This window comes from Hydrogenovibrio crunogenus, from assembly GCF_004786015.1.
GTDB classification, from domain to species: Bacteria; Pseudomonadota; Gammaproteobacteria; order Thiomicrospirales; family Thiomicrospiraceae; genus Hydrogenovibrio; species Hydrogenovibrio crunogenus.
Genome location: NZ_CP032096.1, coordinates 1,182,440 through 1,197,435, shown reverse-complemented (window position 1 = coordinate 1,197,435; position 14,996 = coordinate 1,182,440). Strand labels below are relative to the sequence as shown.

14 protein-coding genes are annotated in these 14,996 nt (G+C 42.3%); 5 read left to right on the top strand and 9 right to left on the bottom strand.

Annotated features, from left to right (window positions below; all coding sequences use genetic code 11):
• The first annotated feature begins 84 nt into the window (after positions 1 to 84).
• From GHNINEIG_RS05780 to GHNINEIG_RS05765, 4 genes are read left to right on the top strand one after another with little or no spacing between them, the layout of a single operon-like run.
• Positions 85 to 642 carry an rRNA large subunit pseudouridine synthase E gene (locus tag GHNINEIG_RS05780; protein ID WP_135795769.1) on the top strand — a complete coding sequence of 186 codons (558 nt, stop codon included), beginning with the start codon at positions 85 to 87 and terminating at the stop codon, positions 640 to 642.
• A 12-nt stretch (positions 643 to 654) separates the two neighbouring features.
• Positions 655 to 1,794, top strand: a complete 1,140-nt coding sequence (gene mnmA, locus GHNINEIG_RS05775) for a tRNA 2-thiouridine(34) synthase MnmA (protein WP_135795768.1) — start codon at positions 655 to 657, stop codon at positions 1,792 to 1,794.
• A gap of 9 nt (positions 1,795 to 1,803) precedes the next feature.
• Positions 1,804 to 2,490: a high frequency lysogenization protein HflD gene (gene hflD / locus GHNINEIG_RS05770; RefSeq protein WP_135795767.1), complete on the top strand. Its 687-nt coding sequence runs from the start codon at positions 1,804 to 1,806 to the stop codon at positions 2,488 to 2,490.
• A gap of 29 nt (positions 2,491 to 2,519) precedes the next feature.
• On the top strand, positions 2,520 to 2,798 hold the full coding sequence (locus tag GHNINEIG_RS05765; RefSeq protein ID WP_135795766.1) for a cupin domain-containing protein: 279 nt from the start codon (positions 2,520 to 2,522) through the stop codon (positions 2,796 to 2,798).
• Positions 2,799 to 2,908: 110 nt separating this feature from the next.
• Here GHNINEIG_RS05765 and GHNINEIG_RS05760 read toward each other — a convergent pair whose 3' ends face one another.
• On the bottom strand, positions 2,909 to 4,825 hold the full coding sequence (locus tag GHNINEIG_RS05760; RefSeq protein ID WP_135795765.1) for a SurA N-terminal domain-containing protein: 1,917 nt from the start codon (positions 4,823 to 4,825) through the stop codon (positions 2,909 to 2,911).
• A gap of 129 nt (positions 4,826 to 4,954) precedes the next feature.
• On the opposite strand from GHNINEIG_RS05760, the gene GHNINEIG_RS05755 reads away from it, so the two are divergent.
• Positions 4,955 to 5,311, top strand: a complete 357-nt coding sequence (locus GHNINEIG_RS05755; RefSeq protein WP_135795764.1) for a response regulator — start codon at positions 4,955 to 4,957, stop codon at positions 5,309 to 5,311.
• Between the two features lie 90 nt (positions 5,312 to 5,401).
• On the opposite strand, the gene GHNINEIG_RS05750 is transcribed toward GHNINEIG_RS05755, so the two are convergent.
• The 8 genes from GHNINEIG_RS05750 to hflX form a co-directional block, all read right to left on the bottom strand.
• The gene (locus GHNINEIG_RS05750) at positions 5,402 to 6,724 is read right to left on the bottom strand and encodes an adenylosuccinate synthase (RefSeq protein ID WP_135795763.1); all 1,323 of its coding nucleotides are present in this window, start codon (positions 6,722 to 6,724) and stop codon (positions 5,402 to 5,404) included.
• Positions 6,725 to 6,747: 23 nt separating this feature from the next.
• Positions 6,748 to 7,917, bottom strand: a complete 1,170-nt coding sequence (locus GHNINEIG_RS05745) for an ATP phosphoribosyltransferase regulatory subunit (RefSeq protein WP_135795762.1) — start codon at positions 7,915 to 7,917, stop codon at positions 6,748 to 6,750.
• Positions 7,918 to 7,927: 10 nt separating this feature from the next.
• Positions 7,928 to 8,116 (bottom strand): DUF2065 domain-containing protein, encoded by a 189-nt coding sequence (locus GHNINEIG_RS05740; RefSeq protein WP_135795761.1) that lies wholly within the window; start codon positions 8,114 to 8,116, stop codon positions 7,928 to 7,930.
• A 117-nt stretch (positions 8,117 to 8,233) separates the two neighbouring features.
• Positions 8,234 to 9,088, bottom strand: a complete 855-nt coding sequence (hflC, locus tag GHNINEIG_RS05735) for a protease modulator HflC (protein WP_135795760.1) — start codon at positions 9,086 to 9,088, stop codon at positions 8,234 to 8,236.
• A gap of 1 nt (position 9,089) precedes the next feature.
• The gene (hflK, locus tag GHNINEIG_RS05730) at positions 9,090 to 10,307 is read right to left on the bottom strand and encodes an FtsH protease activity modulator HflK (RefSeq protein WP_135795759.1); all 1,218 of its coding nucleotides are present in this window, start codon (positions 10,305 to 10,307) and stop codon (positions 9,090 to 9,092) included.
• A gap of 130 nt (positions 10,308 to 10,437) precedes the next feature.
• Positions 10,438 to 12,495, bottom strand: coding sequence for a bifunctional diguanylate cyclase/phosphodiesterase (locus tag GHNINEIG_RS05725; RefSeq protein ID WP_223260952.1), 2,058 nt, complete (start codon positions 12,493 to 12,495; stop codon positions 10,438 to 10,440).
• The gene (locus GHNINEIG_RS05720) at positions 12,488 to 13,444 is read right to left on the bottom strand and encodes an ABC transporter substrate-binding protein (RefSeq protein WP_223260951.1); all 957 of its coding nucleotides are present in this window, start codon (positions 13,442 to 13,444) and stop codon (positions 12,488 to 12,490) included. Before GHNINEIG_RS05720 ends, GHNINEIG_RS05725 begins: the two co-directional genes overlap by 8 nt.
• A gap of 99 nt (positions 13,445 to 13,543) precedes the next feature.
• Positions 13,544 to 14,854, bottom strand: coding sequence for a ribosome rescue GTPase HflX (gene hflX, locus GHNINEIG_RS05715; RefSeq protein WP_135795758.1), 1,311 nt, complete (start codon positions 14,852 to 14,854; stop codon positions 13,544 to 13,546).
• Positions 14,855 to 14,996 lie beyond the last annotated feature (142 nt).

The window sequence follows — 14,996 nt, the reverse complement described above, 5'->3', positions numbered from 1 at the left end:
GCTTCAACGTTACGCGTTGAATTGTATTAAAGATGTTAGAATAGGCGTTATTTTACCCCACCAGCCGGAAAAATATAAGTCAACATGAGTGAACTGCTGCTTTTTAACAAACCTTTTAACGTGCTGTGTCAATTTACGGATGAACCGGAGTTTAGGGATCAGCGTCAAACACTGGCTGATTTCATCAATCAACCCGGGTTTTATGCGGCCGGTCGACTAGACCGTGATTCCGAAGGTCTATTGCTGCTCACTAATGATGGCAAGCTGCAACAACACATTGCCAACCCAAAACATAAATTACCCAAAACCTACCTGGTTCAGGTAGAGGGTGACATCAGCAAAGATGCCATCAGGCAATTGCAACAAGGGGTGACCTTAAAAGATGGTCTGACCCGCCCTGCTAAAGCACGGAAAATACCGGAACCCAAATGGTTATGGCCAAGAAATCCGCCGATTCGTGAACGTAAAAATATACCAACGTCCTGGGTGGAACTGATTATTACCGAAGGCAAAAATCGCCAAGTCCGTCGAATGACCGCTGCTGTTGGGTTTCCGACTTTGCGTTTGATTCGTACTCAGATTGGTGATTACCAACTTAAAAAGTTACAACCGGGCGAATCCATGCTCATCAAAAATTCGTGATAAAATAACAACATGCAAACATCAAAACAAGACAACTCAAATATAAAAGTCATCGTCGGATTATCCGGCGGTGTAGATTCTTCTGTCACAGCTTTACTGCTTAAGCAACAAGGCTATGATGTCGAAGGATTGTTTATGAAAAACTGGGAAGGCGATGACACTGAAGACTATTGCCCGGCCGCCGAAGATTTAAAAGACGTATTAGCCATTTGTGAAAAACTCGACATTCCTCTACACGTGGAAAACTTTTCAGGCGAATATTGGGATCGGGTTTTTGAACATTTTCTCGCGGAATATCAATCAGGCCGAACACCGAACCCAGATATCCTCTGTAATAAAGAGGTGAAATTTAAAGCCTTTTTAGAACATGCCATGACATTGGGCGCCGATTATATCGCCACCGGGCATTATGCTCGTATCAACCGGGATGAGAATGGCCAATGCTATTTACTGAAAGGTTTGGATAACAATAAAGATCAAAGTTACTTTCTTTACACGTTACAGCAACATCAGTTGTCAAAATCTCTGTTCCCGATTGGAGAGCTGGAAAAACCTTACGTTCGACAATTAGCGGAAGAAGCGCATTTAATCACGCATGATAAGAAAGACAGCACCGGCATCTGCTTTATCGGTGAGCGGAAATTCAAAGATTTCTTACAACAGTTTTTACCGGCGCAACCTGGGGATATCGTCAATACCGAGGGCGACGTGATTGGTCATCATGAAGGATTGATGTACCACACGCTGGGTCAACGCAAAGGCTTGGGGATTGGCGGTGGTTTCGGAGATTCTGGCTTGCCTTGGTTCTCAGCGGATAAAAATTTGGAAACCAATCAATTGATAGCCGTGCAAGGATCGGACCACCCATTGTTGAACCATGCGTTTTTAACGGCCGACACTTGTGATTGGGTATCCGGTCAATGCCCATCCTTAAAACAACCATTAAAGGCCAAAGTCCGTTATCGTCAACCGGAGCAGCCTTGCCAAATCCTTTCTGAGAAAGATGGCGAAATTATTGTACAATTTGATGAAGCACAAACGGCAATTACTCCTGGTCAATCCGTTGTGTTTTATGAGGGTGAGATCTGTTTAGGGGGTGCCATTATCACTGGACGCTACCATTCTTTATCTGAAATCAACAAAGACAAGTAATTACTATTTATGACATATACTGATCAAGACAAAGCGATTGCACTGATAGGCATTTACCAAGTTGCACAGCAAGTATTTCAGCTGGCAACAACAGGAAAAACGGACGAAAAAGCATTCCAAACCAGTATCAACTCACTTTTTTGTGAAAATCCACAAGACACGTTGGATGTATTCGGTGGAGAAGTTATGAATATTCAATTAGGAGTTGATACCCTATTGTCGCAAATGAGTTCCAATCAAGCTGTTTCATCACGTAATATTGAAATTACCAAATATGTTTTAAGTTTGATGATCTTGGACAAGAATGTCTCTAAAACGGAAGGCGCTTTGCAGAAAGTGTCTCGCGTTATTGAATCGGCTCGCTCACAGAGAGAGCATTTTAGCGATTTTCATGACAATGTTATCGCGACACTTGCAAGAGCCTATTCCGAAAACATCAGTCAAATCAGCCCAAGAATTATCGTCAACGGCCAACACGGACATTTGCAAAATCCAAAAACTGCGAATAAAATCAGGGCATTATTGCTGGCAGGCATTCGAGCAACGCTTTTATGGCGTCAAGTTGGCGGGACGCGATGGGGACTACTCTGGAGCCGCAAGAAATACCTGCAATCAGCTCAATCACTCTATCGAGTCCCACTCAAAAATGAACCGAAATCATTTGACGACAACGAGCCGCCGTCATCGCAATCATAGCAACGTAATCCGACCCAAGGAGCACGAACATGGATCAAGATGTAACAATTGAGTCAACGCCAAATGAAGACCGACTGAGCGCTCTCGGGGCGAGAGAATGGCCTATTTGGGAAAAGGAAGTTTCGAATTTTCCTTGGCATTACGATGAACAAGAAGTGTGTTATGTGCTTGAAGGTGAAGTGACGGTAACGGTTGAAGACGGCACACAATATCATATTAAGCCTGGTGATTTAGTAACTTTCCGTCAAGGGCTTAATTGCTACTGGTCGGTCGAAACGCCCATCAAAAAACATTATAAATTTGGGTAAACAACTCCCTCATTTTATTTACCCTCGCTATAAAAAAAGCCCTACTCTCTAATGAGAACAGGGCTTTTTTATGGGTTTAAAACGACCAGGCCTGGTCGTTTTACATTATGTTATCTTGCTGACTTAATCGTTTTATAGTTTTCTTTACGCTCAATGTCTGCAGCAGCCACCATCGCTTTGATACGCGCATCGGCCTCAGAAACCCCTGCCAATTGAACCAAAGCCGCTTTCATTTGCGCTAACTGCGCTTTATCATCCGGCAAGCTACCTTCTTTAACAGCCGATACTTCAATCACAACCGAATCACCAGTTGGCAAAGCATAAGTGGTATAAGTTGACTGCCCTTCTTTCGGCTTAGGTGCTTTGAAGATTGCTTGAGTCAACTGCGGCAGTACACGTTGGTTTTCACGCTCTAACCAGCCAACATTTGAATACTCTACACCGTCTTTTTCCAAGTCAGCCATTTTTTGCTCACCCTTTAAAAGTTTTTCGCGCAATGTTTTTGCAAGTTCGGCAGACGCTTTTACACCTGCTTTACGCTTTAGAATTTTTTCAATGTCGACTTTTACATCTGCTAATGATTGTTGTTTTTCATCAATCACTTTCTTAACACGAATGACAACAGAAGTATCCGGTGAAATTTCGATTGCAGTGCTGTTCAAGCCCGACTTCTTGACATCTTCAGAGAACGCAGCTGAAAGAACTTTAGCGTTAGAAGTCACTTCATCATCTCCACCCACTCTAGAGAAGGGTTCTGTGGTTTGAATTTTTAAACCGACCGCATCAGCAGCAGGAATCAACGAATCCGCTTGCTCATAAGCAATGGTATTCAACTGTTCCAGTTCATCAAAATACTGCTTATCAGCCTGCTGGCGACGATAAAGTGTTTCAGCCTCGGCTTTCACTTCGGCAAACGGTTGTATTTTCTTAGGTTGAATCTTGGTCAACTTAATCAAGTGGTATCCAAATTCTGTTTTGACAGGAGTACTGATTTCATTCAGTTTCATTGAAAACACCGCTTTATCAAATGCCGGAACCATCATCCCCTGCTGGAAAAGACCTAAGTCACCTCCCATATTGGCTGAACCAGGATCATCCGAATAGGCTTTCGCCAATGCCGCAAAGTCTTGCCCGTCGGCTAACTTCGCTTGAATTTCTTTAATTGTTTTTTGCGCTTCGGCATCCTGAGATTCTGCATCCACTTTGACCAAAATATGACTGGCTTGTCGCTTCTCAGGCTGGGTGAATTGGTCTTTATTATCTTGATAATAACGCTTTAGGGTCGCTTCATCCACACTGACCTTATCTGCCAAATCTTTCTTTGACAATAAAACATAACTCAACACCACTTGTTCAGGCGTAATGAAATCATCTTTATGTTGATTGTAATAGGCTTGAATTTCATCATCCGTGATTTGAGCTTCTTGCATGAACGGACGCTGATCCACTCTCAAATAGCTAACATTACGTTGCTGAAACTGAAGTGCCGCAAGTTGTGCTAATTGGGTATCGTTAGAGATAGCAGAAGCCATCGTCAATTGACGGTTTTGATTTTCAATCAAAAACTGTCTTTGCTCATGTTCAAAACGAGCCACATTCAACCCATTTTGCAACAAGATATCTTGATACCGTTGCTGGTCAAACTGTCCGTCTTTCTGAAAAACTTCCGCTGACTCAATGGTTGCTGAAAGCTGTTGGTTTGAAATCATCATGTTATGTGAATCAGCCCATTGGCGTACCACTTCTGATTCAATCAAAGCATCCATCACTTCATCACGCAACTGCTCATCTTTGACCACCTGGTCATACATTTCACCAAACTGGTTTTTAAGACGTGCTTGTTGTCGACTGTAAAGCGTTAAAAATTCATTGGCAGTGACGTCTTCTCCATTCACTTCTGCAACGACAACAATTTTGTCCCCTTTGGCATACTGATCAATTCCAAAAAGTGCAAAAGTTAGAATAATCAATCCAACAATAACCCAGGCTATCCAACCTTGAGCATGGTCTCTAATGCTTTGTAACATCTTGTTTCAATACCTTAAAAGTAAAAAAAATTATTGTAACAATGTCTGCCCTTGGTTTCAGATAAATTTTAGAAATATCGCTTATCTTTGTATGCTAAAGTTAAATTGATTTGAAACGGGAAAACCAGAATGAATAAAGTGCTTTATATTGATGATGCTTCGTCTATGCGAAAATTAGTCAATTTGGTGATTGGCAAGGAGTTTGACCTAACGCTTGCAGAAAACGGTCAACAAGGGCTGGAGGCGTTGGATAAAGAGACTTTTGATGTGATCCTTTCCGATGTCAATATGCCCGTGATGGATGGACTGACCTTTCTTAAAAAAGCGAGAGAACTTGATGCTTATCGGTTTGTCCCCATTTTAATGATGACGACTGAAGCCAGCCCAGAAATGAAGGCGCAAGGCAAAGCTTTAGGCGCGACCGGCTGGATTGTCAAACCCTTTAACCCTGACAATTTGGCCAATACAATTCGAAAAGTTATTTAAACCACCAGGCCTGGCCGATTTTTATGAGCTGAAACCCATAAAAAAAGCCGCTTTAAAGAGCGGCTTTTTATAAGCTAAAACATTAGCTGGTTATACGTCGAACGGATCTTGTAGAACCAGTGTTTCAGAACGATCCGGTCCTGTAGACAAAATTGAAACCGCCACACCCATTTCTTTTTCTAAGAAACGAATATACACTTTTGCTTCTTCTGGTAAAGCATCCCAAGAATCGATTCCAACCGTTGAGGTATTCCACCCCTTTAATGTTTCATAATGTGGTTCAACCAGTTCATATTCATCTGCACTCGAAGGAGGCAAAAATACATCCTGACCATCTTTACGATACTTCGTACACACTTTGATTTCTTCTAGCTCATCCAGAACGTCCAGCTTAGTAAGACAAACCCCTGTTAGCCCATTGACTTGCGCAGAACGACGCAACGCTACCGCATCAAACCAACCGCAACGACGCTGACGCCCTGTTGTTGCACCAAATTCACGACCACGCGTTCCTAGCTCTTTTCCAACCGCATCACCTTTGTCGGTCGCAACATCATATTGCAGTTCGGTCGGGAAAGGGCCGCCACCAACACGGGTTGCATAAGCTTTAGTAATCCCTAAAACATAATCTAACTGGCAAGGGCCAATACCGCTTCCTGAGGCTGCACCACCCGCTGTTGTATTTGAGGAGGTTACATAAGGATACGTGCCTTGATCAATATCCAACAAAGTCCCTTGTGCTCCTTCAAACATCAGGTTTTTGCCTTCTTTATTATACAAGTCAATCAAGTTTGGAATATCGGCCAGCATGGGCACAATCAAGTCGGCATAGGCTTGACATTTTTCCCATAAGGTTTCAAAGTCAACAGGATCTGCATCATAGTAATTGGTCAGCATGTAATTATGATATTCCATCGCTGCTTGCAGTTTCTGCTTGAACTGAGGCATATTTTTTAAGTCTCCAGCACGCAATCCGCGCCTTGCAACTTTATCTTCATAGGCAGGTCCAATACCGCGTCCAGTCGTACCAATGGCTTTATTGCCTCTCGCCAACTCTCTTGCTTGATCTAACGCAACGTGATAATCCAAAATTAAAGGACAGGCGTCACTGACTTTTAAGCGGTGTTTGACTTTAAGTCCGGTTGCTTCCAGTTGACTGACTTCTTTTTCCAACGCTTCCGGTGCCAATACAACACCATTACCGATAAAACACTCCACTTCTTCACGTAAGATGCCTGACGGAATTAAATGTAAAACGGTCTTTTGTCCATCAATTACTAAGGTATGACCCGCATTGTGTCCGCCTTGAAAACGAACAACAGCAGCAACTCTATCTGTTAATAGATCAACAATTTTTCCTTTACCTTCATCGCCCCACTGCGTACCGACAACGACAATATTTTTTTTAGCCATTTCTTTCTCTTTATTCTAACGAATTATTTAACAGATAAAATCCACTGCGAAGATTGCAGTGCCAAATAACGACTGCCTTTTTCCAAGTCATCAAACTCGTAAAAACGTTTTACAATCGTTTTTTGCTGTTTCAATGTTTCAATTTCAGCTTGCAAATCAGCATCATAGACATTAGGCGCATAGACAATTTCTTTGGTCGCTTCTGCAGGAGACGTCAATAAATCCAAAGCGCCACGTAAATCCAAGCTGAAACCTGTCGCCAATTGAGCTGACCCGAACTCGGAACCAATTCCATCGTATCGTCCGCCACGGGCTAATTGGTACATTTTTCGGCCTGCTGCATAACAACTGAAAATCATGCCTGTATGATACTGATAGCCTCTTAAATCGGCTAAATCCATGTGAATTTTCAACCCGTCAAACCCAGCAAAGTGATCGACAACCGACTGAAGGTGAGCCAAATGACCTTGCATGGCTTCAGAAAGTCCGGCAAGACCTTGCATCGCTTTCGAAACAGAAGCAATGTCACCACACAAAGACAATAAAAGTTCAAATGCCTGTTTTTGAGCATCCGTTACTGTCAATTCAGCAATAAAATCGGTGTACTCTGGCACAGCTTTACGTAAAAGAATATCGACCAGCGTTTCTTTTTGAGAAACACTCAAGCCCGCAAGGTTCATCAGTTCATCCACAACTGAAACATGCCCCAGACTCAATGTCAGATCTTGCAATCCGATGTTTCGTAACGAAGAAACCATCAGTTCAATCACTTCAATATCACTTTCAACACCTGAGTGGCCAAATAACTCAGCACCCACTTCAATTGGGCTGCGAGACCCTTTCGCCTTATTGTTCCGAGTCTTAAGTACTTCACCGACATAACACAAACGTTGAATTCCCGACTGCTTGATACGATTCGTTGCAATACGGGCAACCTGCGGTGTCATATCCGCACGAACCCCCATCATCTTACCGCTTTCTTGATCGGTAAAACGACAGGTATCAACCGCCAAATGTCGGCCTTTTCCTGTTAATAGCGAATCGGTAAATTCGGCAATAGGAGGCAGCACCAAGTCGTAACCTGATAATTCGAAACCGTCCAATAACTGACGGCGATAGAACTCAAGCTTTTTTGCCTCTTCCGGCAATAAGTCTTCAATTCCTTCTGGAGTGAACCAAATATTTTGTTGCATTGAACTCTTCTTAACTAAAAATAAATAATAAAATCATACCGATGGTGATGCTAATCAACCCCATCATTCTCAATTTTTTGTCATCCATCTGAACCAGCTCTATCATCGTTTTTCGCCACACACCAGGAAAAACAAATGGGAGCAACCCTTCTAAAATAAACACCAATGCTATCGCACTGAGTAAGGCTTCTACCAACATGAAATTTCTCCCAACGGTTCAGATGAGTCGTTAATCAATTTCTAAAAATTCGGCATAAAAAAGGTGGACTGAACCACCTTTTTAAAATTTAACCGAATGATTTAGAGTTCGTTAACATTACTTTTGCTGATTAAAAAACTTAAAGAAATCAGATTTAGGATCGACCACCATAACATCCGACTTATCTTTGAAAGCTTCTTGATAAGCCGTTAGGCTTTGGTAAAAAGAATAGAACTCAGCATCTTTGGAATAGGCTTTCGCATAAATTCCGGCTGCTTTCGCATCCCCTTCCCCTCGAATCGTTTCGGCATCACGGAATGCATCCGCGATAATAATCGTTCTTTGTCTATCAGCATCTGCTCGAATGCGCTCCGCGGCTTCAGCCCCTTGAGAACGCAAATCTTTTGCGACACGATTACGCTCTGCTTCCATACGCTGGTAAACAGATTCACTCACGTTTTGCGGCAAGTCGACACGCTTGATACGAACATCGATAATGTCAATCCCGAAATCAGCAACCGATTGGCGCGTATCCGCTTGGATGTCTTTAACAATCACTTTACGATCTTGTGAAATCACTTCTTGCACGGTACGGCTACCGAATTCGGCACGAAGGCCATCTTTAATAATCTGAGCCAAACGCATATTCGCTAAACGAATGTCACCGTTCATAGCGGTATAGAAACGTTTCGCATCACTGATACGCCACTGAACAAAAGAATCAACCAATAGGTTTTTCTTCTCACTGGTTAAATAACGCTCAGGATCAGCATCCAGTGTTTGTAGACGCGCATCAAATTTACGCACATTGTTCACAAACGGCGTTTTGAAGTGCAATCCCGGTTTTAAGTTATCTTCAACGATTTCACCAAAACGGAATACCAATGCCGTTTCACCTTGTTGAACGGTAAATAAAGCGCTGCTTCCAATAAACAAGAGCGCTGCAATTAAAATAGATAATGCTGACTTCATCTTAACGTAGCTCCCTTGTTCTTAAATAATCACGAATATTCCCTTTTTGCTGGGTATTTGACTGTGTATTGGTGTTATTCGTTGTATTTGAAGACGACTGAGCTGCATCCGCCGGAATTCTGTAAGGCACAGAATTACCTGCTCCACCTGTCACCATTTTATCTAATGGTAAATAAAGTAAGTTAGACCCGCTGTCAGATCCCACAAACACTTTCGATGTTGCACCTAGAACACCCGAAATAGCATCAATATAAAGACGCTCGCGTGTTACTTTTGGTGCCTTCGTGTACTCACTTAGAATACTCGTGAAGCGATTTGCCTGACCTGTTGCACGTGCAATCACTTGATCATGATAGGCACGTGCTTCTTCAATCTGACGTGCCGCCTGACCTCTTGCCTTCGGCAAGATATCGTTTGAATAAGCTTCCGCTTCATTGATCAGTCTTTCTCTATCTTCTCGAGACTTGACCACATCAGCAAAGGCGTCTTGAACTTGTTCAGGTGGCTGTGCATCCTGCAAGTTTAATGAAGTAATCATTAAACCAGTATTATAGTTGTCTAGTTTTTCTTGCGTTAGGTTTCTCACCTTATTGACAACTTCATCACGCCCTTCAGTTAAAACGAAATCCATTGTGTTACGCCCGACAACTTCTCTTAATGCACTTTCAGTCACATCACGCAAAGTCATATCTGGCACCGCGACATCAAATAGATATTTCTTTGCATCACTGACTTTGTACTGCACAGCAATTCGGATATCGACAATATTTTCATCCTTAGAAAGCATTAATGCTTCTGAAGGCACACTGCCATTTCGATTGCGGCTGTCAGAGCGATACCCAATTTCAGCTGTTCGAATTTGGTCAACATTGACAATAGTGACCGTTTCAATTGGCCAAGGGATATGCCAGTGTAACCCAGCTGTGGTTTGCTCGGAGTATGCACCAAACTGTTTAACCACCCCTCTTTCTGGAGAGTCCACTGTGTAGATACCGCTTAATAACCAAATGATGATTAAAGCAACAACAACCAGAAACGATCCCTTTCCTCCGCCAAACTTATCATTAGATCCGCCTAAAAAATCTTGTGCCTTTTTTAAGATCTCTTGTAAGTCAGGGTCATTCGGCCCATTTGGTTTTCTTGAATCATTCGGACGATTACCGTTCCCTGAGTTGCCCCAAGGATCTTGTCCAGGTTTTCCCGGCTCATTCCACGCCATTAGTTTCTCCAGAAGATTAAAAATCAGTGGGTCATTTTAAATTTTATCGAGCTAAATGTCATCAATTAATCCAATTCCGCTCAGGATTAATTTTTTCTATAAGCTATTTTCGAAATAATTTTAACTATTTTCAAGCAACTTTTGAATGTTTAGAATGGGGTAACGGTCCCGGACGACCCGTTAAATACCCTTGGATGATGTGACAGTCTTGCGCTTGTAAAAAGGTGAGTTGCTGTTCCGTTTCAACCCCCTCCGATACGACTTCTAACTGAAGTTTCGACGCCATTGCAATAATGGTTTCAATAATAGCATTATCATTTAAATCCACATCAATATCACGCACAAAAGACTGATCAATCTTCAAACGATCCAAAGGTAGTTTTTTAAGATAACTTAAAGAAGAATATCCCGTACCAAAGTCATCAATCGCGATTTGGATGCCTCTCGCTTTAATGGCTTCTAGAATTGGAAGTTTCGATTCAATATTGCCAATAAAAATGCCTTCGGTAATTTCTAACTCCAGGCAGCTCGAAATGGCTTTAAATTGCGTTAACAACCGGTCTAGATTCTTCAAAAAATCCATATGATTGATTTGCATAATCGATAAGTTTAACGATAAAGACGGAAGAGGTGCTGGCTTTTGCTCTAGAACCCATCGCTGAAATTCAGACATGGCATTCTGGTACATCACATTGGAAAAGTCTACCATCCATCCATTTTCTTCAATAACAGGAATAAATTGAGCAGGGCTGATCCAGTTACCTGTTTCATCTTTCATTCTAGCCAATGCCTCAAACCCGACAATCTGCTGGGTTCGAACATCTACCTGAGGTTGAAAAAGTGGATAGACCTCACCCGCTTCTATCGATTGTTTAATGTACGTTCTAAACGACAAGTAGTTCAAGGTATTGTGATCAAATGATTCTTGATAAAAACTCATCGCCACTGCATCTTGAGATTTCACTTGATACATTGCAATATCGGCTGCTTTTATCAGTTCATGAATCGTTCGGCCATCCTGCGGAAAAAGAGAAATCCCAACACTGGCGGAAGTAAACAGGTTCTGTCCGTTAACCTCTACTTGTTTTGATAATGCCTTTAACAAACTCTCTGTTTTGGTTTGAATCTCAGTCTTTGACGAAACAGATTCTAAACACAAAACAAACTCGTCCCCCCCAAACCGAGAGACAATGTCTTTTGAGGCAGTATTCTCTAACAAGCGGCGTCCAATCACTTTTAAGTGCTCATCTCCTGTTTGGTGCCCTAAGGTATCATTAATAATTTTAAAACGGTCTAAATCAATGAATAACAATGCGAACATCTTATTCGGATACGCATGAATACGTTTTTCGAGTAGCCGATAAAACTTGTAACGATTTGTCAGCCCTGTCAGGGAATCCTGTTCTGCCAACACTGTCAATTGTTTGGTTTTACTTTCCAGCGAAGCCGCCATTCGATCAATGGACTTTGCAATCAGACCGAATTCATTTTTTTCTTTTAAATTGATTCGGTAATCATATTGCCCGTGAGTGAGTTTCTTGGTTCCAGTTAAAATCTGTCTTATTTTTTGCTTAAACCCAAAATATAAAACAGAAAACCCCAAACTTAAGATAATGAATAAAACGCCCCAAGTATAAAACAACTCTTGTTGATGTCGGTATCGAAGCAATTCGATGTCGCCTGATAAATCGAACTCAGCATATAAATAAGCGCTATCCAATACTTTTTCTGGTTTATTCAAAGATAGCGATTCAAGAGGAAACACACCGACAACGGTTGAATCATTCGGCGTTAACCAAACTTTTCCAGGACGTGTTGAGTCTAAATTCTCCAATGTCTTTAGAACAGTAGATTGAGGTGAAAGCGAGGTGTTTCTCAATGCTGGGCGAGAGGCATGATAAATAAAACCATCTGCGCCAACAATTAAAATCAGTCGTAAATTCTTGTTCGACGTGAGCCGGGACACCTCTCGAGTGATTGCGCGATGGTTTTCTCGGCGATTAAAGTCATTAATCGTTCCTTGAAGTTCAACCAGTCGCTGTTGTATTTCCTGAAGACGGGTCTCTTTAAGCACTTCTTTTTGTTCTAAATAACTTAACCCGAAACTAAACAACCCGACAACCAGCCCCGTCATCAGCGTCACGATGAAGAAAGACAACGCAATAGGCAGTTTCGATAGGCTATTCATTTGGAAGAAAACGACCGTTTAAGTGTTGTGAGAGCAGCAAGGCATCATGTTCCGCTGGATTCACGAGCCCTAAACTGAATAAGGTTTTTTTCAATTTAGGTTCTAATTCGTACAGTGGACTTTTTGAAGAATTTAATAGCACTTTATTTTCTGCTAATGAAGTAAATTTGAGACCAGAAAGCGATTTTAAATATTCTTCGGTTGAAACCTTATAACGTGGCAAAGCATATTCTGCCGCTTTTTTAGGGTTTGCTTTTTGAAAGGCCAGCGCTTTAAACCACCCTTTGACCAACTGACGAATCACTTTGGGGTTATTCTGGACCACATCCGTTCGTACCACCAAAACATCTATGATTTCATTCGGAATGCTTTTAGAGGTAAAGATAGGCTGTTTACCGGCTTGGATTAACTCGGTGCGATACGGATCAAAAGTTACAGCTGCAACGACTTCGCCGTTCTTAAATGCTTGTTGCTGTTCCATGGCATGGGTTGAAATGACATCAATATCATTTAAGGTCAGTCCATTTAATTCTAGTGCCCGCTGTAACACATAAGCGCCTACGGCAGAACTTTCTACAGCAACCGGACGCCCCTTCAAATCTGAAATGGATTGTATATCCGGGTTCGCCAAAATCACATCCCCTCCATCAGAGGTGTCCATAACCAACACAATCTGGACATCTACCCCATCAGCAAGCAGTTGCAACGTCTCATCCAGCGTAAACGCACCGGCTTCCAAGCTATGATTTTTAAATGCGGCTATCGCATCCGTATTAGAGAGGTAATCGAGAATTTTAATCGGCGCTTCTTGAAAATAGCCAAGCTTTTCCGCTAAAACAAGTGGTTCATAACCCGGCCAAAGCAGTGAACTGATACGTAATTCTTGCTGCGGCTTTGAAGCACAAGATGACAACAGAAGCCCGCTCAACAAGGTTAATAAAAAAAACACCCACTTCGTTTTTTTCAGGAATATCATCAATATAGCCACACAACTATTAAAAGTACTTAAAAATATACCACTTTATATGAGGTTTAACAAATAAGCGACTTAAACGTTTTCCTCCGAGAGCTCTTTAAAGCTGAGCACTTCTTTCCACTGTTTTACCTGTTCCCACTCGTTTTCAGTCAAACTCATCTTGAAAACACTGTTACCTTCCTCATCAAACCCTTCATCCAGAATGGTGCCTAATGTATACAGTTCCGCTCTTTTTTTACCCGCTTTAACATCCAAAACCAACTCGACAGTTTTGAATTTGCCACGAAAGTGCGCCGCCACTGCATCAAGCATTAATTCAATACCTTCCGATTCCTTGGCAGAAATCCAAACACGGTCAGGCAACCCTTCATCATTCAAGTCAACATGCGGTTGAATTTCAGGATCTTTCAAGCGGTCAATTTTGTTAAAGACGGTTAATTGCGGCACCTCTTCGGCACCGACTTCCTTAATGACCTCTTCAACATCCGCCATTTTTTCAGTACGATGCGGATCCGCGGCATCAACCAGATGAATCAATAAATCCGCCTCACTGGTTTCTTCCAATGTGGAGCGGAACGCAGCGACTAAATCATGTGGAATGTGACGGATAAACCCAACCGTATCTGCAAAAATAACCGGGCCTGCACCAGGCAAATGCACTTTTCGAAGGGTTGAATCCAGGGTCGCAAACAGCCGGTCTTCTGCATAAACACTGGCGCGCGTCATCTGGTTAAACAAAGTCGACTTTCCAGCATTGGTATAGCCGATAATCGTAATTGTCGGTAAATCTGATTTCTTTCTTGAGCGGCGCCCTAAGCTTCGTTGTTGTCGAACTTTCTCAATACGAGCTTCCAGTTGTTTGATTTTACCCTGAACTAAACGACGGTCGGTTTCCAACTGAGTTTCCCCGGGGCCTCTCGCACCAATCCCGCCTTGGCGATCCAAATGCGACCAGCCTTTTACGAGACGAGTTGACATCCGCTTTAATTGTGCCAGTTCCACTTGAAGTTTCCCCTCATGTGAACGAGCTCTTTGCGCGAAGATGTCCAAAATCAAACCGACTCTATCCAATACTTGGCAGTCTAGAAACTGACTTAAGTTTCGCTCTTGAGCGGGGCTTAAAGCATGATTCACAATCACAACATCCGCTTGATGTGTTTCAACCGCTTCTTTAATTTCCTCAGCCTTCCCTTTCCCAATAAAAAACTTAGGATCGGGAGACTGGCGTTTTGTTGTAATCAGCTCTGCCACTTCCGCTCCGGCAGAATCGACTAATTCATAAAATTCTTCCAAAACTTCACGGTCAGCTTCGTGATAAAAATCAACATGAACCAATATCGCTTTTTCGAGTTGCTTTTGTTCAAGCTTGCCAAATAATTCCATGGATACTGTCGGACACCTGTGTTAAATCGTCATAATATTCTCCTGTTAATAGCCTCGATGATGACTAAAGGAGAGCGTAAAGAGTAAGTGTTGGGGGACTTAAGAGTCCCTATATCGGGTTGTTCGAGACCAAACGATATAG

What these genes read in the sequence shown, in the direction of transcription:
- GHNINEIG_RS05780 (WP_135795769.1), top strand. Translation starts at nt 85, where the DNA reads ATGAGTGAACTGCTGCTTTTTAACAAACCTTTTAACGTGCTGTGTCAA.
- hflD (WP_135795767.1), top strand. Translation starts at nt 1,804, where the DNA reads ATGACATATACTGATCAAGACAAAGCGATTGCACTGATAGGCATTTAC.
- hflK (WP_135795759.1), bottom strand. Translation starts at nt 10,307, where the DNA reads ATGGCGTGGAATGAGCCGGGAAAACCTGGACAAGATCCTTGGGGCAAC.
- GHNINEIG_RS05750 (WP_135795763.1), bottom strand. Translation starts at nt 6,724, where the DNA reads ATGGCTAAAAAAAATATTGTCGTTGTCGGTACGCAGTGGGGCGATGAA.
- GHNINEIG_RS05725 (WP_223260952.1), bottom strand. Translation starts at nt 12,495, where the DNA reads ATGAATAGCCTATCGAAACTGCCTATTGCGTTGTCTTTCTTCATCGTG.
- GHNINEIG_RS05745 (WP_135795762.1), bottom strand. Translation starts at nt 7,917, where the DNA reads ATGCAACAAAATATTTGGTTCACTCCAGAAGGAATTGAAGACTTATTG.
- mnmA (WP_135795768.1), top strand. Translation starts at nt 655, where the DNA reads ATGCAAACATCAAAACAAGACAACTCAAATATAAAAGTCATCGTCGGA.
- GHNINEIG_RS05740 (WP_135795761.1), bottom strand. Translation starts at nt 8,116, where the DNA reads ATGTTGGTAGAAGCCTTACTCAGTGCGATAGCATTGGTGTTTATTTTA.
- hflC (WP_135795760.1), bottom strand. Translation starts at nt 9,088, where the DNA reads ATGAAGTCAGCATTATCTATTTTAATTGCAGCGCTCTTGTTTATTGGA.
- GHNINEIG_RS05755 (WP_135795764.1), top strand. Translation starts at nt 4,955, where the DNA reads ATGAATAAAGTGCTTTATATTGATGATGCTTCGTCTATGCGAAAATTA.
- GHNINEIG_RS05760 (WP_135795765.1), bottom strand. Translation starts at nt 4,825, where the DNA reads ATGTTACAAAGCATTAGAGACCATGCTCAAGGTTGGATAGCCTGGGTT.
- GHNINEIG_RS05765 (WP_135795766.1), top strand. Translation starts at nt 2,520, where the DNA reads ATGGATCAAGATGTAACAATTGAGTCAACGCCAAATGAAGACCGACTG.
- hflX (WP_135795758.1), bottom strand. Translation starts at nt 14,854, where the DNA reads ATGGAATTATTTGGCAAGCTTGAACAAAAGCAACTCGAAAAAGCGATA.